14 protein-coding genes are annotated in these 18,691 nt (G+C 61.0%); 2 read left to right on the forward strand and 12 right to left on the reverse strand.

The genetic code is table 11. The annotated features are described in order from the left end of the window. Positions 1–2: 2 nt before the first annotated feature. The 9 genes from H7B90_RS12135 to H7B90_RS12175 all read right to left on the reverse strand — a co-directional run bounded on the left by H7B90_RS12135 (position 3) and on the right by H7B90_RS12175 (position 11,694). Positions 3–2,465: a family 43 glycosylhydrolase gene (locus tag H7B90_RS12135; RefSeq protein WP_185136143.1), complete on the reverse strand. Its 2,463-nt coding sequence runs from the start codon at positions 2,463–2,465 to the stop codon at positions 3–5. Positions 2,466–2,542: 77 nt separating this feature from the next. Continuing rightward, positions 2,543–4,330, reverse strand: a complete 1,788-nt coding sequence (locus H7B90_RS12140; RefSeq protein WP_260410972.1) for a glycoside hydrolase family 2 protein — start codon at positions 4,328–4,330, stop codon at positions 2,543–2,545. 20 nt (positions 4,331–4,350) lie between these two features. Then, on the reverse strand, positions 4,351–5,211 hold the full coding sequence (locus H7B90_RS12145; protein ID WP_185136144.1) for a hypothetical protein: 861 nt from the start codon (positions 5,209–5,211) through the stop codon (positions 4,351–4,353). Then, positions 5,202–5,408 carry a heparan-alpha-glucosaminide N-acetyltransferase domain-containing protein gene (locus tag H7B90_RS12150; RefSeq protein ID WP_185136145.1) on the reverse strand — a complete coding sequence of 69 codons (207 nt, stop codon included), beginning with the start codon at positions 5,406–5,408 and terminating at the stop codon, positions 5,202–5,204. Before H7B90_RS12150 ends, H7B90_RS12145 begins: the two co-directional genes overlap by 10 nt. Then, on the reverse strand, positions 5,405–6,211 hold the full coding sequence (locus H7B90_RS12155) for a carbohydrate ABC transporter permease (protein WP_185136146.1): 807 nt from the start codon (positions 6,209–6,211) through the stop codon (positions 5,405–5,407). The genes H7B90_RS12150 and H7B90_RS12155 overlap by 4 nt, the downstream gene beginning before the upstream one ends. Continuing rightward, positions 6,211–7,095, reverse strand: coding sequence for a carbohydrate ABC transporter permease (locus tag H7B90_RS12160; RefSeq protein WP_311772716.1), 885 nt, complete (start codon positions 7,093–7,095; stop codon positions 6,211–6,213). Before H7B90_RS12160 ends, H7B90_RS12155 begins: the two co-directional genes overlap by 1 nt. Before the next feature lie 89 nt (positions 7,096–7,184). Next, positions 7,185–8,549, reverse strand: coding sequence for an ABC transporter substrate-binding protein (locus H7B90_RS12165; protein WP_185136148.1), 1,365 nt, complete (start codon positions 8,547–8,549; stop codon positions 7,185–7,187). 196 nt (positions 8,550–8,745) lie between these two features. Then, complete coding sequence (locus H7B90_RS12170) at positions 8,746–9,681, reverse strand: ArsR/SmtB family transcription factor (RefSeq protein WP_185136157.1); 936 nt, start codon at positions 9,679–9,681, stop codon at positions 8,746–8,748. A gap of 1,071 nt (positions 9,682–10,752) precedes the next feature. Then, positions 10,753–11,694 (reverse strand): alpha/beta hydrolase, encoded by a 942-nt coding sequence (locus H7B90_RS12175; RefSeq protein ID WP_185136149.1) that lies wholly within the window; start codon positions 11,692–11,694, stop codon positions 10,753–10,755. A 132-nt stretch (positions 11,695–11,826) separates the two neighbouring features. On the opposite strand from H7B90_RS12175, the gene H7B90_RS12180 reads away from it, so the two are divergent. Further along, a complete protein-coding gene (locus H7B90_RS12180; RefSeq protein WP_185136150.1) occupies positions 11,827–12,687 on the forward strand; it encodes a hypothetical protein in 861 nt (286 codons plus the stop codon). 596 nt (positions 12,688–13,283) lie between these two features. Here the strand turns inward: H7B90_RS12180 and mmsB are convergent. From mmsB to chvE, 3 genes are all read right to left on the reverse strand, one after another. Continuing rightward, positions 13,284–14,447: a multiple monosaccharide ABC transporter permease gene (gene mmsB, locus H7B90_RS12185; RefSeq protein ID WP_185136151.1), complete on the reverse strand. Its 1,164-nt coding sequence runs from the start codon at positions 14,445–14,447 to the stop codon at positions 13,284–13,286. Between the two features lie 5 nt (positions 14,448–14,452). Next, positions 14,453–15,982 (reverse strand): multiple monosaccharide ABC transporter ATP-binding protein, encoded by a 1,530-nt coding sequence (gene mmsA, locus H7B90_RS12190; protein ID WP_185136152.1) that lies wholly within the window; start codon positions 15,980–15,982, stop codon positions 14,453–14,455. 108 nt (positions 15,983–16,090) lie between these two features. After that, positions 16,091–17,218 (reverse strand): multiple monosaccharide ABC transporter substrate-binding protein, encoded by a 1,128-nt coding sequence (gene chvE / locus H7B90_RS12195; protein WP_185136153.1) that lies wholly within the window; start codon positions 17,216–17,218, stop codon positions 16,091–16,093. A gap of 536 nt (positions 17,219–17,754) precedes the next feature. On the opposite strand from chvE, the gene H7B90_RS12200 reads away from it, so the two are divergent. Further along, positions 17,755–18,447, forward strand: coding sequence for a putative endonuclease domain-containing protein (locus H7B90_RS12200; protein WP_185136154.1), 693 nt, complete (start codon positions 17,755–17,757; stop codon positions 18,445–18,447). Positions 18,448–18,691 lie beyond the last annotated feature (244 nt).

Consider the following 18,691-nt stretch of genomic DNA (forward strand, 5'->3'; position numbering starts at 1 on the left):
GCCTACGAGACCGGAGCCACGCTTGCATGGTCGAATCGCGCGGCGGTATCCGCGGCTTGGAAGCCGACCTTCCCGCGCAGGAACGGAGCGTCGCCGCGATCGGCGAAGTCGATGACGGGCGTATCGGCGCCGCCGGCGAAGACGGTAATGCGATCGCCGATTGCCCGGATCTTGAGGCGCAGCATGTCCCCGGCCTTCGGCAGCGAATAATCGGCGTCCGCGAGCGGAACCGTCCCGTAATTCAGCTTCGCCAGATGCAGCCCGGCCGCGTCCGCGTAGACGTAATAGCCCTGCACGAAGTCGGTCCGGTTCTGCCCTTGGTCCATGCCGTTCGCCGGATTCGTCGCCCGTACGAGCACGCCGGTCCGTCCGCCTTCATCGGGAACCGTCAGGTCCGCTTCGAATTCGTAATCGGTCCAGCCGTAATCGCCCCACAGGATTTTGGCCGGCTGCACGGAAGAAGCCCGCAGCTGTCCCTCCTTGATCGTCCAGACGCCCTCATAGCGCGTCCATCCGGAGCTGCTCCGGTCTTCGAACTCTTCCTTCGCGGCCGTTACAGGCGCGTACTTCGCCGCGTCCGCCGAGATGAAGTCCATCGTCCCGCTGACGATCTCGAGCTTCCACCTCTGCGGTCCCGCCTTCAGCTTCACCTCGTCCATGCCGGCCGCGAGCCACTCTCCTGGCTCTCCCGCCGGATCGGGCTTGACTTCGATATCCGGCGTAAACGCGGTCTTGCCGGCGACGAGACGGAACTTCGCTCCCTCCGGGCCCGGCCGGACGCGGAAGCGCAGGCTGTATTCCCCGTCGCTCTCGACGTTCACCCGGTACGACAGCGAATCGCCCTTCTTCAGGCCGGCCGCGTAATAGCCGTTCGCGGCGTCGCCCCCGGTTCCTTCGCCGCCGACAGCTCCTCCGTCTTCGGAATGGACGGCCTGCCAAGCGCCGGGAACCGGCGCATAGGCGGTCCGGGCGCCGCTGCCGCCGACATGGCCGCTGAACGCGGCGTAGCCGAACCCGGCCTCGGCGTTCCGCGCGGCGTAGCCGACTCGTCCGGCGCCGAGGTCGGAGCGCAGCTCGAGCCGGAGCGCGTTCATGCCGTCGACGTAGAACCGCAGCGACCGGCCCTGCTTCTCCACGCGCAGCTCATGCAGCCGCGACAGGTCGACGTTCGCGGGAAGCGCGGCTTCCGCCGATTCCTCCGCCCGCCCGTCGCGGCGCACCTCCGCCGTCACCCGGCCGGCGCCCGGATCGAGCAAGACGACGCCGTAGTTATCGTCGTCTTCGTAGGAGAACACGGCTCCGGCCGCGGCCTCCGCTTCCGCGAGCGCGCCGATCCGCACATGGAACTCCGCCGTGTAGTCCTCTTCCGTCTTCGGCTTCGCGAGCAGCATCGACAGCTCCCCGCTCCCCTTCGCCCGGGCGATCAGCCCTTCCTCCGGGGAAGCCTCCCACTCGCCGGCGCCCTTCTTCTGCCAGTCGCTGCCGAGATCGCTTCGCTCGAAGCGATCCTCGAAGTCCGGCAGCTCCGGCGCGGGCTGCGGCCCCGCCGTCGGTCCCGCCACATAGAACCGGTCTCCGTTCCAGACGATCCGGTCCATGTTCATATGGCGGAGAGGGCCGACCACGCCGGGCCCCTCCAGGTTGTGGTAGATCATGTAGTCCGTATCGAGATCGGGCCCCCGGACGAGGGAGTTGTGCCCGAGTCCGACCGTCGGCCCTTCCGTCCGCAGCAGAACCGGATTGTTCGCGAAGCCTCGGAAGCCCTGCAGCGGGGAATCGCCGACGGCCGCGTCCACCCGGTAACCCGCGCTGAAGACATGGTTGCCGGTATACGTCATGAAGTACTTGCCGTTCCGCTTGAACACCGTCGGCCCTTCGGTCCACCCGCCCATATAGGCTCCGGTCGGAAGCTCTTCGGGCGCCACGGTCAGCGGATCCTCCATCGGCGCCGCCTGGATGCCGGACGGTCCCGCGTAGTAGAAGTACCAGCTGCCGTCGTCGTCCACGAAGGTCGACCCGTCGATCGTCCGGCCGAAGTTGTCCGTCGCGGCCTTGAACGGCCCGGTCGGCTTATCCGCGACCAGAACGTAATGGCCCTGCCCCGCAGGAGACGTGTACAGGTAGAATTTCCCGTTCCAATACCGGACTTCCGGGGCGTAAGCGCCCTTCGTCAGCGGCTCCTCCGCGCACAGCCCCTCGTACGTCCACTTCGCGAGGTCGGGCGAGCGCCAGACTTTGATTCCCTCGTCGGTATCCCTCGTGCTGACGTAGAGATAATAATAGCCGTTATATTTGAAAATGAACGGATCGCCGAGCCCGTATTCGCCCCATTCGTCTTCGAGCGCGATCGGATTGGCGTACGTTCGCGCGATCGGGGGCAGCTCGTCGTCGCCCTTCGGCGAGCACCCGAACCCCCCGACGCCGAGCAGCGCGGCGAGGACGCCGACCCCTGCTTTTCTCCACATGATGCTCTCCCCCTCCGATCGAACGACAATCGGGCCCGCGGGCCGATCGCCCGCAGACCCGTCGCCGAACCGTTCGCTCACCCGCCTCGGACGATCCGCCGGATGACGTCCAGCGGCGCCTTCGGCTGGCGGTCGTAGGTGAGAAGCCCGTTGATCTCCTGCTCGACGTCGGTGAGCTGCGTATAACAGAAGCCTTGCAGGACCGGCGCCTCGCGCACCGGCTCGATCACGTCCCGCAGCCGGCGGACGAAGTCCTCTTCGTCGGTCGCACCGGAATAGCCCCAGCCTTCCCAGTCGCTCTTCTTGAACGAGATGCCGCCGAACTCGGTGAGCAGCAGCGGCTGGTTCTCGTAGTCGAAGCCCGGAACGAGAATCCAGCGGTTGCCCGGCCGCGCGGACAGAGCCTTGTCCTTGTCGGAGTAGCGCTCCGCCAGCACGTCCCGGCGCCATTCGTAGTCGTGGATCGTGACGAGGTCCGTCTTCACCAGCTCCCAGCCGTCGTTGGAGATGACGGGGCGCATCGGGTCGAGCGACTTCGTCATATGGTAGAGCGCGAGCGCGTGCTGCTGCTGCTGCCGGTCCACGAGAATGTTCGTCACGCCCCAGCTCTCGTTCAGCGGAACCCAGGCGACGATGCACGGATGGTTGTAATCGCGCTCCACCGCCTGCAGCCACTCTCGCGTCACCCTCCCGACGTACGTCTCCGAGAAGTGGTAGGAATTGGCCATCTCGCCCCAGACGAGCAGCCCGAACCGATCGGCCCAGTACAAGTAGCGCGGGTCTTCGATCTTCTGGTGCTTGCGGGCGCCGTTGAAGCCCATCTCCTTCGTCAGCTCGATGTCCCGGCGCAGGTCCTCGTCGCTCGGCGCGGTGAGCAGGCCGCTCGGGAAGTATCCCTGGTCGAGCACGAGCCGCATCTCGTAAGGCCGGTTGTTCAGCAGGACGACTCCGTCCTCGATCGAGATTTTGCGCATGCCGAAGTAGCTGTCCACCCGGTCGGCCTCCTGGCCGTCCACGAGCAGCGTCAAGCGAAGGTCGTACAGGTTCGGCTTCTCCGGGCTCCACCAGCGGCCGAGGCCGTGGTCGTTGAAGTCGTGGATGCCGATGGCGCGGGACTCGGTCCCCTTCGTCACCGTGAACTCGTCCTCGGAGAGGAACTGCCCTTCGAAGCTGACGGTCGTCCGCAGACGGACGTCCGAACCCGGCCGCAGCCCCTCGATGAACGCTTGCAGCTTCAGCTCGTTGCGGTCGATGTCCGGCGTCAGGCGAATGCGCGAGACATGAGTCTCCGCCACCGGCTCCAGCCAGACGCTCTGCCAGATGCCCGTCGTGCGGGTATAGAAAATGCCGGCGGAGCGCTCCTCCCAGAACTGCTTGCCGCGGGGAAGCGTCACGTCCTTGCTGTAGTCGACGGCCTTCACGACGACGACGTTCCCGCCGTCCTCGAGCACGTCCGTGATGTCCGCCCGGAACGGCGTATGTCCGCCTTCGTGGGCGGCGACCAGCTTGCCGTTCACCCAGACGGACGCTTCGTAATCGACGGCTCCGAAGTGCAGAATAAGCCGCCGGCCCTTGTAAGCGTCGGGCACCTCGAACTTGCGGCGGTACCAGACGACGTCGTGGAACGACGTGTCCGCGATGCCGCTCAGCTCGCTCTGGTAGCAGAACGGCACCTGGATGGTCCGGGAGAACTCGCCGTTCTCGTACCACCGCTCGCGGTCGCCGACCCGGTCGTCGTCGAATTCGAATTCCCATTCCCCGTTGAGGCTCATCCATTGCTCCCGGACGAACTGAGGGCGGGGGTACTCGGTTCGAAGCGCGGCGGTCCGCTCGCCGGGAATAACGGTCATCGTTGTATCTGTCATCTCTCTCCTGCTCCTTTAAGTTACTGCCTTATCGTGCGTCTAGTTGACGAGGGAACGCTTGAATCGCTAGAAACGCCAGAAACGCCAGGAATGTCCGGAACCGCCGGCCGCCATCGGGGCGGCTTCGTCGTGATCCAGACGCCGAACGAGACGACGGCCAGGAAGACGAGGGCCATCCATAACCCGTCCAGGGCGCTGACGAGGGTGTCCGGTTGATTGCTTTTCAGGGCGAAGATCAGGACGTTGCTCAGCACGAGGTACCAGAGGACGTTCCTGCCCAGCGTCTCGATCGGCGCGAACGGCCGGGGAACCTTCTCCATCCGGCGCGCCAGCAAGTAATAGCCGTACAGAAGCAACGCGGGGCCGACGATCCACCAGACCGAGGGCGGGAAGCGTTCCGGAAGAACGCGGTCCTCCGCCGACAGCCACTTCCAGAGGAAGAGACCGGTTCCCGCCGCGGCTCCCGCCAGCACCTTCCAGCTCCAGCCGATGCGGTGGCGGGCGAACAACATTCCTATTAAATAGTAGGGAAAATATTGAAGCACCGGGAACGAAGCGAAGTCTCTCGTTCCGATCAGCGGCCCCAGCTTCATGCCGTGTATCGAGCCGTAGGGAATCAGCGTCGTCAGCAGCAGCGCTCCCGCCGCCGCGAACCCGAGCCATCGCCGCTCCGCCAGCCATCGCAACGGCGCGAACAGAACGAGTCCCGCCAGCATCAGGTACGCGAACGAGACGAGGAACTCCGACCAGCCCGGCATATCGTCGATCGTCAGAATCGGGCGGATGTTGTCCCAGCTCAGCCTCCGCCCGTCGATGAACAGCCGGTACGCCGTTCCGGATACGTAGAAGCCGATCAGCGTCTTGAGCGCCGTCAGCAGCATCCGTAGCCGAAGGCGAAGACGAAGCCGGAGAACGTGATCAGGTTGACGAGGTCGATGATGCGCTGCCCGTTCGGATACGCCTGCGGGTCGCTGAAGAACTGCAGCGTATGGCAATAGACCATGCCGATGACGAGCAAGCCCTTGAACAGGTCGATGGCTCTCTCGCGCGGCTTGGCCGCAAGCGCGGTCCGGCTCACCCTTTGATCCCCGACAGGCTGACGCCCTTGACGATCTGCCGTTCGAAGATGATGAACAGAAGGATGATCGGAATGGAAGCGATCGTGTTGACGACCATCGGCTTCACGTAGTCTTCCGAATACGAGCTCATCAAGGTCGGGATCCCCATCGGGAGCGTAAACAGGCTATCGTTCGTGACGGACAGGAACGGCCACAGGAAGTTGTTCCACGAGCCGATGAACGTCAGAATCGCCATGGAAGCGAGCGCGGGCCGGTTCAGCGGCAGCATGATCTGGGTGAAAATGCGCCAGGTTCCTCCGCCGTCGATCTGAACGCTCTCCAGCAGGTCGTTCGGGACTCCGTCGAAGAAGCTCTTGAGCACGATGACCGCTACGGGAGACGCGAGCACCGGGATGATCAGCCCCTGGTACGAATTCAGCAAGCTCATGTCCTTCGCGACCTGGTACAGCGGAATGATGATCGCTTCGCCCGGGATCAGCAGGCCGGCCAGGACGAGGAAGAACATGAAGGACTTATAGCGGAACGGAAGCTTCGACATGACGAACCCGGCCATCGCGGCGAAGGCGACCGTCAGAATCGTGACGCAGAACGCCACGAAGAAGCTGTTGAGAATCCAGTTCGTCAGCTTGGTGCCGCTCAGAATCTGGTCGTAGACGGCGAACGAGTAAGGAGGCGTGAACCAGTCGACGAGGGTAACGATCTTCATGCCTTCTTCCTTGATCGAGACGACGATCATCCAGACGAGCGGGGCGATGAACACGATGGCCGCGATTAGAGCGACGATGCGATAGACCCACTTCATCAGGCGTTCGCCCCCTTCCGGTTATTGATCCAATATTGCAGCGCGGACAGAACGAGCAGAATGACGAAGAGCATGTAGGACATGGTGGCCGCGTAGCCGAGATCGTTCTTGCGGAAGCCCGTCTGGTAGATGAGCTGGATGATCGGTCTCGTCTTGTCCAGCGGACCGCCTCCGGTAATAATGTAGATTTGCAAAAAGACTTTGAACGAGCTGATGATCTGCAGCATCGTAATCGTCTTCGTTATTGGCGACAGGTGGGGCAGCGTGATCTTCCAGAACAGGACCCAATCGGTCGCTCCGTCCAATCTCGCCGCTTCTTTGACCTCGTCCGGAATATCCTGCATGGCGGACAAGTAGAGAATGAAGTTGAAGCCGACCGTCCACCAGAGCGTGATGAGCGTCAAGGCGATCCAGCTCAGGTTCTCCTCGGTCAGCCAGAAGAGCTCGCTGTTGGCCGGCAGGAGTTGGAGCAGATGCAGAAGCGAATTGACGAAGCCGTTGTACGGTTGGAAGACGAACAGCCCGAGGTACGATGCGACCGCCACGGACAGCACGCTCGGCAGGAAGAAGACGCTGCGGTACAGCTTCTGCAAGCGGGACTGCCGGTTCGCGATCAAGGCCAGCGAGATCGCCAGCACGATCATCGTCGGGGTGGTCAGAATGACGAAAATCGTGGAGTGCCAGATGGCCGCCCACACTTCCGGATCGTTGAACATGCGCTGGTAGTTGTCCCAGCCGACGTATTTCATTTTCTTGATGAGCGTCCACTTGTAGAACGTCATCTCGACGCCCTTGATCATCGGCCATATCGTGAACAGGCCATAAACGGCCAAGAAGGGGAGCAGGAAAAGCAGCGCTTGCGCGTCCGCTCTCAGCTTGCTCATTTTCATACGCGCCTCACCTCTTCCCTAGTCGCCCGACAAGCCTGCGGCGATGCCGCCGCAAGCCCGTCGGATCCGTCTCGCGTCCGGAACTATTCGTTCAGGATCTTCTGCGTCGCTTCTTGCATCTTCGCCATCGCGTCGGCCGGCGTCATCTTGTTCGCCCACACTTCGTTCAGGAACTTGAACGAGGAGTTGTCGCGGATTTGCCATACCTTCGTGGACGGCTTGCTGAACTTAACCGTGTCGGCGACGGAAGCGTAATCGCTGCGGTAAGGAAGATCCTTGAATTCTTGCTTCTCGAGCACCGAAGGCTTCGACGGAATATGGCCGGCCTTCGCCCAGATCTGGCCGTTGTCGGCGACCCAGTTCGCGAACGTCATTGCGGCTTGGCGCTTCGCCTTGTCGTTGTCCTTCGTCGTCGGCAGGATGATCGTGTGCGAGTCGCCCCACGTCGCTTCCTGATCGAAGATCTTCGGAATCGGCATCGCGCCGAACTCGAGGCCCTTGGTCGATTCCCACGTGCCGGTCGCCCAGACGCCGGTCATCATGATGGCGGCCGTGCCGCTCTGGAAGTTCTTGTAGAAGTCCGGATCGTTCTTCTTGATGTAGCCGTTCGTGAACAGCTTCTGGATGTATTCGGCCGCTTTGGCGCCCTTCTCGGCGTCGACGGCGGCGGTCTTCAGGTCGTCGGCCACGACGTCGTTGCCGCCGAGCTGCGAGTACAGCGCCCACCAGAGGCGGTACGGGTCGTCGTTGGCGTTCGACAGCGCGAACGGCGTCGTCTTGGCGGGAAGCTTCGACTTGAGCGTCTCCAGGAACTGGACGAAGCCGTCGGCGGATTGCTCCAGCACCGGCTTGCCGTCGTCGCCGAGCAGGCCGGCGTCCTTGAGCAGCTTCTTGTTATAGTACATAATGAACGGATGGGTATCGATCGGGACCGCGTAGTGCTCTCCGTCCACTACGGTTGCGTTCAACAGGTTCTGGTTGAAGGTTCCCCAGTCGACGCCCGCGGCTGTGGCGGCGTCGTCGAGCGGAGTGGCGACTCCCTGGTCGATCAGGTCCGGGAGGCGGGACGTATGGGAGATGCCGATGTCCGGACCGGTGCCGTTGCCGACCGCCGTGATCAGCTTCGTGTAATATTCGCCCCAGACAAGCTTCGTGTTCTTCACTTGGATGTTCGGGTGGGTCTTGTTGAACTCGTCGACAAGCGCTTGCATGTTGGCGCCGTCTCCGCCGTCGAACAGCGTCCAGAAGTTCAGGTTGATCGTCTCTCCGTTGCCTTGCGGCGGTGCAGCGCTTTCAGTAGCGGCCGGAGACGAGGCTCCGGATTCCGAGGCGGACGGCGACGGCGATGCGTTATTGCCGCCGTTGTTGCCGCTGTTGCCCCCGCAGGCGCTCAGCATGAGGGATACCGACAGTAAGGACGCGAGTGTGAATCCATAGCTCTTTTTCATGTTTGCCTCCCCTTAACCGTAGAAAATAAATGGCAGATACAAAACATCATAATTGTTTTAATACATGATTTTTGTATCTATATGCCCATAATAGGTCTGAAAACAGGGATTGTCAACGATTTCATTTTGATTTCTTGTAACAAATAAAATAAAAAAACCTTTAATTACAGTTTTGTTGTAATTAAAGGTCGGTTTTTTAGTCCTTTTCGACCGAATAATGCACTTTCATGACGATATCCTGCTCGTGATCCCCGAATTGACGTCCGAACAGGTTCACTCCGCCTTGGTGAATAGCGTCCTCCTTGACCCCGATCCGCAGCCTGACGTTCGGCCGGTGGGTCAGCTTCAGGTCGCTCAGCTTCACGTCCGACACCTTGTTCATGTCCAGCGTCGTTTTCTCCTCGTCCACCCGCCACGTCTTCAGCAGGCCGTATTGCGTCGTCCAGTCGAGCCACCAAGGGGGATTCAGCTTGCCTCTCCGGTCCCCGAAGTCGCCCGGGCTCGTCCACGTGCCGATCTCCGCCCCGTTCACCCACACCGAGATGTCGGACGGCCAGTTGTTGTCGTAGTTCGGGGCTTCCGAGCACATCTCCATGGACAGCTCCAGCGATTCGATCCGGGCGTGGGGCGGCAGCTCCAGCGGCAGCAGGTACTCGATGTAGCCCTTGCGGAACCAGATGATCTGCGCCCCGACCCGCTTCGGATGATAGAAGCTGGCCGGCTCGTCCTCGCGGATGATCATGCCGTCCGCGTTCGCCATGCCGCAGGTCGGATGCACCTCGCAATCGCTGTAGTGGCCGATCGGCATCTCCATCTCGTAGACGCGGACGGCTCCCTTCGGCACGGCCTTCTCCAGGTTGAAGCCGATATGGATATCGTCGTAGTTCCGGCTGCACACCTTCATCGCTCCGCGCGATGCGGGCAGCAGCTCGGTGTTGATCAGCTTCGCCGCCTCCAGCACCTTCACGTTATTGGCGACCGTCGACACCGGCAGCTGCAGCGCCTCCGCGATCTCGACCACGTTCATCTTCCGCGAGCTCAGCAGGCGGAGAATATCGACCCGCGAACGCGTCGACAGCGCGTGCGAGACCAGGACCAGCTTGTCCGGATCGTTAAAGCTCAGCTCCAACACGTTCTTCACCGCCTCTTGGAAATCGTTATCCTCCTAGAAGTTTACATGCAACGCCGATTTAAATCAATATATTTGTAATAAAACGGATTGTTTGTAATTGTGGGCGCGAGGGGAAGGCGAAGGCTGAGGTCGCGCGGACGCGGCGCTGAAGCTTTGGCATGTGGCGGCTTTTGTAGCGGCTTTTGTAGCGGCTTTTGTAGCGGCTTTGCGGCAGACCTTGGCAGCGGTCTTAACGGGTCTTGACGGCGGTCTTTGCGGCGGTCTTTGCGGCGGTCTTCCGGGCAAGCCCACTGCAACCGCCTCATGGACGTCCGCACCACGCCGCAGCTCGCCCAATGCCGAATTATTCGGCATTCACGGCGCTCTCGCCTCCGTTCAGGAGCTCCAATACCGAAAATTTCGGCATTCACGGCGCTCTTGCCCCCGTTCAGGAGCTCCAATACCGAAAATTTCGGCATTCGCGGCCTTCCCGCCCTCGTTCAGGCGCTCCAATACCGAAATATTCGGCATTCACGGCGTTCGCACCTCCGTTTAGGAGCTTCAATGCCGAAAAATTCGGCATTCGCGGCGCTCTTGCCCCCGTTCAGGAGCTCCAATGCCGAAAATTTCGGCATTCACGGCGCTCTTGCCCCCGTTCAGGAGCTCCAATACCGAAAATTTCGGCATTCGCGGCCTTCCCGCCCTCGTTCAGGCGCTCCAATACCGAAATATTCGGCATTCACGGCGTTCGCACCTCCGTTTAGGAGCTTCAATGCCGAAAAATTCGGCATTCGCGGCGCTCTTGCCCCCGTTCAGGAGCTCCAATACCGAATTATTCGGCATTCACGGCGTTCGCGCCACGCCGCGCGGCTCCCAAACAATGGCGCGAACTCCTCGCGGTATCAGATCCCGTATGGCGAACAAAGGCATCCACAAGGCTCCTCAAGGAAGCCGTGGAGACTTTCTGCATTCCCCGACTTTATCGCCGAACTGAAACTGTATGGGGAATGGCTGCTTTTGTAACGAAACCGTAATCCGGCTTTCATAAACGCTTCATATTCGTGGGGTATCATACATTCATGACCCCCCTTTTCATTCATATAACTCTCCCGGGCTTGCGGCCGATGCCGCAGGCCCCCTTTTTTTGCTCCCGAGATGCTCTGCGAAGAACGGGAGCACGGCCGGCCAGAAGGCCGGGTCCTTCTCGGAGACGCTGTGCCCCTCCTCGTCGACGAACAGGTGCCGCGCGGCGGGAACCGCCGCGAGCACGTGCTCGAGCTCGGAAGGCGGGATGAACGAATCCTTCCGGGAATGAACGTGCAGCGCCGGAACGCGCCCGCTTCGCTCGTTGTCGGCGAGAATGCGCGCAGGATCGGCGCGCTTCAGAACCTTGCGCGAGATGCCGCTGCGCAGCAGCGTCGCCGCGCCGATCAGATTCGCCAGCGGGAACGGCGGCAGCCCCTTGCGGCGCAGCTCCGCTTCGACCATCGTGGCGAAGCGGACGGGCATCGCGTCGGTGACCAGGGCCGAGATGGGCGCTCCTTCGTCCAGCGCCAGCACGGCCCCGAAGCCGCCGACGGAGTGGCCGAGGACGCCGATCCTCCCGGCGTCCAGATCGTTCCGCGCGCGAATCCAGCGCAGCGCGGCGAGCAGGTCGTCCCGGAACATCAGCCCGGACGGAGCCTTGACGCGCCCGCTCTCCCCGTGACTGCGGGCGTCGTAGGTCAACACCGCGAAGCCGGCGTCGCGCAGCGGCACGGCATAGCGCAGAACGCGCGAACGGTTGGAGCCCCAGCCGTGAGCGACGACGACGACCGGCCAAGGTCCCGGCCGGCCGGCCCGCGGCCGAAGCAGCCAGCCGCGAATCCTCGATTCCCCGCTCTGCCACTCCGCCTCCTCGTACGGCTCCGGAGGCTTCGTCTCGTTCGGCTTCGGCGTCGGGCTCTGGGCCTTGACCGCCATCATCCATACTCCCGCGCCCAACAAGGCGACGACGATCGCCGCGGCGATCCCTATCCAACCTGCGACCGGCATTCTTCCCTCTCCCCGCTGCCATGACATTAACTTCATTGTATCATCATCGCCATGGGCCGACACCTATGCATGGGCGAACGCATATTGTGCATTAACCGTACATTAGCCTATGGATCAAAGGAGGAACGAACCATGCCGAGACAACGGCCGGCTTCCGTCCGGCCGAACGCGAGACGTTCTTCGGGCGGCTCCGCCGGCTCAAAGGCGAAGATAGCGGCTCATGCCCCGAAGGCGCAACCCCAGGCCGGCTCCGCGAAGGCGAAGCTGGCGGCCCGACTCCCGAAGGCGAAGAGAGCCCCGTCGAAAATAAAGCCGGCAGTCCCCAAGGTCCGGCTTCACCAGAGCGGAGGCGAGCCGGTGCCGGTGCCGCCGGTGCGGCAAATTCCGTGGTGGGTGTTCCCGGAGAACGAACGCGCTCTGCAGCCGGGAGGAACGATAGGCGGAGGGGCGACGGGCGGAACCGCCGGCGGGAGCGCCGGCTTGCTTCCCCCCGGCCCTGGCCCTGGACCCGGACCGTCACCCGGCCCTGGACCCGGCCCCTTCCCGCCGCCGCCATTTCCGGGACCCGGCCCTGGACCCGGGCCGTTCCCGCCTCCGCCGCCGCCCCGGCCGCCCGGACCGTTCCCGCCGCCTGGACCGCCGTTCCCGTTCCCGCTTCCGTTCCCGGTTCCGTTCCCGACGCCCGTGCCGTTCCCGCCGCAGCCGACGCCCGCCTATATCGCGATCCGCGTCAACGGAGGCTTCGCGTTCCCCGGCGTGACGCAGACGACTTACGTCGGCTTCTATCCGGGAATTACGCTTCGGATCGCGCTGCAATTGTCGGGGCTGGTCGCCTTCGGCTTCGGTGGCCGGATCGCATCGGTGGCCGGAATCCGGATCGGGCCCAACATCGCCGTCCGCATCCTGTACAACGGCCGCGTCATTCCGGAGAGCCTGCTGAATCTGCCGGCGGATCCGTTCAGCTCGATCAACCTTCTGCTCTATATCATCTAGCCTCCTTGCAAACTAGCAACGAGCTCTTCGGCGTCCATCATGCCGAAGGGCTCGTTTTTTAGATCACGCAACTCGGCTTCTTCAAGGATCTCAAGCGCGCAAGGCCTGCGACGATGGGGCCGATAATCTGCCCGGAAGCGAAAAAGGCAGGCATGCCGCATAGGCGCGATGAGGGACATATCGCCGAAGAAGCGCGGTCGTCATCAGCGGAGGGGGAAAAAAGCTGACCAGCCCGATCGTAATGGCGCCTAATGCCCCGCCGCAAGCGTATATCCGCTCGGCCAGCGGTCGATGGCCTTCCCTCCGATCCACCCGTTAAATAAACCCGCGAATCCGATGCCGGACCAGATCAACCCGGCGTAAAGAGACGTAGGGATTGTCCCCATCTATAACGGTCTGGAACTCGAAGGCTCGTTGGTGATCAGGTCCTTCCTGGATCGGACCCCCGTCCTCGGCATAGGCATCGTTTATAAAGATAAAAGCTTCTTGGGGAAGGCAACGTTATTATTGATCTCCCGTAAGGGGCGATTTTCTCGACGCGCAAAAGGAGGCGCCGCCGGCGCCCCCTTCTTTTCCACCTGCTATTCGACTCTCTCTTAAGCCGACTTGTTCTTGTTGTAGATGTCGAAGCCGACCGCGAGCAGCAGCACGAGACCTTTGATGCCCTGCTGCCAGTCGATGCCGAGGCCGATGAGCGACATCCCGTTGTTCATGACGCCCATGACGAGACCGCCGATAATCGCGCCGAGCACCGTCCCGATGCCGCCGCTCGCCGATGCGCCGCCGATGAAGCAGGCCGCGATCGCGTCGAGCTCGAAGTTCGTGCCCGCCTTCGGCGTGGCCGCGTTCAGACGAGCCGCGTAGATAAGGCCGGACAGGGCCGCGAGGGCGCCCATGTTGACGAACACCCAGAACGTGACGCGCTTCGTCTTGATGCCCGACAGCTTCGCCGCTTTCTCGTTGCCGCCGATGGCGTACGTGTGGCGGCCCATGACCGTCTTTTTCATCACGAAGGAGTAAACGACGACCAGCGCGAACAGAATGATGAGGATGAACGGAATGCCCTTATACTGAGCCAGCACGTACGTGAACACGTTGATGACCGCCACGATGCCGACCAGCTTGGCGATGAACAGCGGCAGCGGCGACACTTCGAAGTCGTATTTCAGCTGCGCGCGGCGGTTGCGGATCTCCTGCACGACCGTCACGAGCGACAGGACGACGCCGATCAGCACCGTCAGCGTGTGGATGGACGAGCTGCCGTCGATGTCCGGAAGGAAGCCCGAGCTCATCTTCTGGAACAGCTTCGGGAACGGAGCGATCGATTGCCCGTTCAGCACGACCATCGTGAGGCCGCGGAACAGGAGCATGCCGGCCAGCGTCACGATGAACGCCGGTATTCGCACGTAGGCGATCCAGAAGCCCTGCCAAGCGCCGACGAGCGCGCCGATGAGCAGCGACAGGATCAGCGCCACCCAGAACGGCATGCCGTGGTCGACCATCATGATCGCCGAGATGGCCCCGACGAACGCCGCGACCGAGCCGACCGACAGGTCGATATGGCCGGTGATGATGACGAGAACCATGCCGATCGCGAGCACGAGAATGTAGCTGTTCTGCTGGATCAGGTTCGTCACGTTAAGAGGCTTGAGCAGAATTCCGTCGGACAGAATCTGGAACAGCAGCGTGATCACGATGAGGGCGATGATCATGCTGTACTGCCGCATATTGTTTTTGAAAAGCGATTTAAGAGCGGCCATCCGTATTACCCCCTGCTTTTGGTCATGTATTTCATCAGCGTCTCCTGCGACGCTTCTTCGCGGCTCACTTCGCCGGTCATCCGGCCTTCGCTCATGATGTAGATCCGGTCGCACATGCCGAGAATCTCCGGAAGCTCCGAGGAGATGATAAGCACGCCCTTCCCTTCGGACGCCAGCTGGTTGATGATCGTGTAGATCTCGTACTTGGCGCCGACGTCGATGCCGCGGGTCGGTTCGTCCAGAATCAGAACGTCGGGTCCGGAGAAAATCCATTTGCTAAGCACGACCTTCTGCTGGTTGCCCCCGCTCAGATTGCCGGTGATCTGCTTGACGCTCGGCGTTTTGATGTTCATTTTTTTCCGGAACGATTCGGCTACGACGATCTCCTCGTTCTCGTTCACGACCGAGCGGCGCGACAGCTTCGGCAGGCTGGCCATCGAGATGTTGCGCTTGATGTCGTCGATGAGGACGAGCCCGTAATGCTTCCGGTCCTCCGTCACGTAGGCGATGCCGTTGTCGATCGCTTGGCTGATCGTGCGCAGGTGCAGTTCCTTGCCGTCCTTGAAAACCTGTCCCGAGATGTTCCGCCCGTAAGACCGGCCGAAGATGCTCATCGCCAGCTCCGTGCGTCCGGCGCCCATGAGGCCGGCGATGCCGACGATCTCTCCCTTGCGAATATGGAAATCGACGTTGTCGATCACTTTGCGTTCCAGGTGCTGGGGGTGATGGACGGTCCAGTTCTTGACTTCGAAGATCGTCTCTCCGATGTTCGGCACCCGCTCCGGGTAGCGATGGGTCAAGTCCCGTCCGACCATGCCCTTGATGATGCGGTCCTCCGTCACCTCGTCCGCCTTCATGTCGAGCGTCTCGATTGTTTTCCCGTCCCGTAGAATCGTTATCGAGTCCGCCACCTTGGCGATCTCGTTCAGCTTGTGCGAGATGATAATGGAAGAGATCCCTTGCTGCTTGAAGGTTAAAATCAGGTTGAGAAGGTTCTCGCTGTCTTCCTCGTTCAGCGCCGCCGTCGGCTCGTCCAGAATGAGCAGCTTAACCTGCTTGGACAGCGCCTTGGCGATCTCGACGAGCTGCTGCTTGCCGACGCCGAGAGTGTTGATAAGCGTGCCGGGCGATTCCTTGAGCCCGACCTTGGAGAGCAGCTGCTTGGCCTTGACGTTCGTCTCGTTCCAGTCGATGACGCCTCTCGCTCCCTGCTCGTTGCCGAGGAAGATGTTCTCCGCGATCGACAGGTACGGAATGAGCGCCAGCTCCTGGTGAATAATAACGATGCCGAGCGATTCGCTGGACTTGATGTCCTTGAATTCGCAGACGTTGCCTTTGAACAAAATATCGCCTTCGTACGTGCCGTGCGGGTAAACGCCGCTCAGCACCTTCATCAGCGTCGACTTGCCGGCCCCGTTCTCGCCGCAGAGCGCGTGCACCTCGCCTTCCTTGACCTTGAGGTTGACGTTCTCGAGCGCCTTCACGCCGGGGAAGGTCTTGGTGATGCCGCGCATTTCCAATATATAATCCGCCATGTTCGTTCACCCGGCCTTTCTGGATTGAGGGGATAAAACGGCTTCGCGACGGCCCGGGCGGGCCGCCACGAAGCTTCTTCGGCCGCTGGCTGCGGCCTTGCGATTCCCTTACTTCAGTTGATCTTCGGTGTAGTAGCCGCCGTCGACCAGCACTTCCTTGTAGTTGGACTTGTCGACGGATACCGGCGTCAGCAGGTAGGCCGGAACAACCTTCACGCCGTTGTCGTACGTCTTCGTGTCGTTCGTCTCGACCGGCTTGCCGTTCAGCATGTTGTCGGCCATGGACACCGCTACTTTAGCCAGCTCGCGGGTATCCTTGTACACCGTCTGCGTCTGTTCGCCGGCGATGATCGACTTGACGGAAGCGAGCTCCGCGTCTTGACCGGTGATGATCGGCAGCGGCTTGTCGGAGGAGCCGTAGCCTACGCCCTTGAGCGAGGACAGGATGCCGATGCTGATACCGTCGTACGGGGAGAGCACCGCGTCGACGCGCTCGGTCGTGTACTTCGCGGACAGCAGGTTATCCATGCGGGATTGGGCGACGCCGCCGTCCCAGCGCAGCGTGGCGACTTGGTCGAACTTCGTCTGGCCGCTGCGGACGACCAGCTTGCCGGAATCGATGTAAGGCTGCAGTACGCTCATCGCGCCGTTAAAGAAGAAGGTCGCGTTGTTGTCGTCCGGGGAGCCGGCGAACAGCTCGATGTTGAACGGGCCCTTGCCGTCCTTGAGGCCCAGCTTCTCTTCGATGTAGGAGCCTTGCAGCACGCCGACCTTGAAGTTGTCGAACGTCGCGTAGTAATCGACGTATTCGGACTTCTTGATCAGGCGATCATAAGCGATGACCGGGATGCCCGCGTCGTGCGCCTTCTGCAGCACGTCCGTCAGGGATTCGCCGTCGATCGAGGCGACGACGAGCAGCTTCACGCCCTTCGTGATCATGTTCTCGATCTGAGACACCTGGTTTTCGATGACGTCTTCGCCGTATTGCAGGTCGGTCTTGTAACCGAGCGCCTGGAATTGCTTCACCATGTTGTTGCCGTCGTTCACCCAGCGTTCCGACGACTTCGTCGGCATCGCGATGCCGATCGTGCCTTTGTCGCCTCCGGAGCCGTTGTCGGCGCTGGCGCTTCCGCTCGGCGCGGCCGCGTTGCCGCCTCCGCCGTTATTCGTTTTGCCGCAGGCGGCCAGGGATAGCGCGAGGATAAGCATAAGGGCAAGAATCGTAATCTTTTTCAATGTGAACTCCCCTTTCGATGATCTGGTATGAATTTATCACGGGGCCCGGGGAACCGTCTTTCGAGGAATCGAACACTTTTTTGCGAAAAATCTACTTTTGTATACGGTTGCAAACATCCCGTTTAAAAATGCCCAGACTTAATCCCGCTCTTCAATCTCCTCCTCCCGCTATGTAATCCCACCGTTCCTGCGTCTGTGGCTCGCACGTCCGGAACCCTTCAGCTAACTCTTCTCTCTCAACCTGCTGTTTCGCAATCCCACCGTTCCTGCGTCTGTGGCTCGCACGTTCGGAACCCTTCAGCTAACTCTTCTCTCTCCACTTGCTGTTTCGTAATCCCACCGTTCCTGCGTCTCCCTCTAAAGCCGCAATTGGACACAATGGGAATTTTTTCTTGATATTATTAGATTTAACTGATATGATGAATGGCAAATAGACTTACGGTCGTGAAGAACACGCCGCCCATCCTCCGGTTTGCCGCCGGGGTTGGCGGCGTTTTGTTTTTTTACGGCGATATAACCAATCGGAGGGATCGAGAATGAATCTGCAAGGTACGGGAGAAGAGTTGTCGGCGGAACTGAAGTCGGTCTATGAGTCGTGGCTGCAGCAACAGATGAAGAAGGGCAAAGGAGACGCCAAACGGCGTTTATCGAGCCACGGACATGCGGAGAAAATGTTCCTGGATCGGGTGTGGTGGCCGGCATTTCGCACGTTGGAGGGATTGCATCCGGAATACGAGGTAAAGGATTTCAAGGACGGCACGCGATTCTTGGACTTCGCGTATCTCGCTCAAGGAATGAAGGTATGCATCGAGATCGACGGTTACGGACCGCATTGGCGCGACGTGGACCGGCGGAAGTTCGCCGACAATCTCATGCGCCAGAACCATCTCGTCATCGACGGCTGGCTCGTGCTGCGCTTCTCCTACGACGACATTATGGAGAGACCCCGCAGCTGCCAGCAAGTCCTCCAGCAACTGCTGGGGAAGATGAGCATGGTTGGGAGCGTTCAGGAGTTGACGCTTACCGAGCTTGCTATTATTTCTTTGGCTAGACGGCACCTCAAACCCATTACCACGAAGCTAGTCGCGGAAGAACTGGGTATCCATAGAGATACTGCACTCCAGTATATTCGCGCTCTAGTGGCAAAGAAGATACTGCAACCCATTCGCCCTGATGCTAAGCATGTAAGAGGATATCGGATAAACGGTTTTTCCGAGTATTTTCGGTAAACTTGCAAGCGCGTGAATGCCGATTTTTTCGGCATTGGGGACCGCTCGCGGGAGCACCGATGCTCTGAATGCCGATTTTTTCGGTATTGGGGACCGCTTGCGGGAGCGCAGTTGCTCTGAATGCCGAATTTTTCGGCATTGGGGACCGCTCGCGGGAGCGCAGTTGCTCTGAATGCCGATTTTTTCGGCATTGGGGACCGCTTGCGGGAGCGCAGTTGCTCTGAATGCCGAATTTTTCGGCATT

This window comes from Cohnella xylanilytica, from assembly GCF_014212175.1.
GTDB classification, from domain to species: domain Bacteria; phylum Bacillota; class Bacilli; order Paenibacillales; family Paenibacillaceae; genus Cohnella; species Cohnella xylanilytica.

Coding starts and splice junctions, on each gene's coding strand:
- H7B90_RS12180 (WP_185136150.1), top strand. CDS start 11,827: ATGCCGAGACAACGGCCGGCTTCCGTCCGGCCGAACGCGAGACGTTCT.
- H7B90_RS12160 (WP_311772716.1), bottom strand. CDS start 7,095: ATGAGCAAGCTGAGAGCGGACGCGCAAGCGCTGCTTTTCCTGCTCCCC.
- H7B90_RS12155 (WP_185136146.1), bottom strand. CDS start 6,211: ATGAAGTGGGTCTATCGCATCGTCGCTCTAATCGCGGCCATCGTGTTC.
- H7B90_RS12175 (WP_185136149.1), bottom strand. CDS start 11,694: ATGCCGGTCGCAGGTTGGATAGGGATCGCCGCGGCGATCGTCGTCGCC.
- H7B90_RS12135 (WP_185136143.1), bottom strand. CDS start 2,465: ATGTGGAGAAAAGCAGGGGTCGGCGTCCTCGCCGCGCTGCTCGGCGTC.
- H7B90_RS12140 (WP_260410972.1), bottom strand. CDS start 4,330: ATGACAGATACAACGATGACCGTTATTCCCGGCGAGCGGACCGCCGCG.
- H7B90_RS12200 (WP_185136154.1), top strand. CDS start 17,755: ATGAATCTGCAAGGTACGGGAGAAGAGTTGTCGGCGGAACTGAAGTCG.
- H7B90_RS12145 (WP_185136144.1), bottom strand. CDS start 5,211: ATGCTGCTGACGGCGCTCAAGACGCTGATCGGCTTCTACGTATCCGGA.
- H7B90_RS12165 (WP_185136148.1), bottom strand. CDS start 8,549: ATGAAAAAGAGCTATGGATTCACACTCGCGTCCTTACTGTCGGTATCC.
- mmsB (WP_185136151.1), bottom strand. CDS start 14,447: ATGGCCGCTCTTAAATCGCTTTTCAAAAACAATATGCGGCAGTACAGC.
- mmsA (WP_185136152.1), bottom strand. CDS start 15,982: ATGGCGGATTATATATTGGAAATGCGCGGCATCACCAAGACCTTCCCC.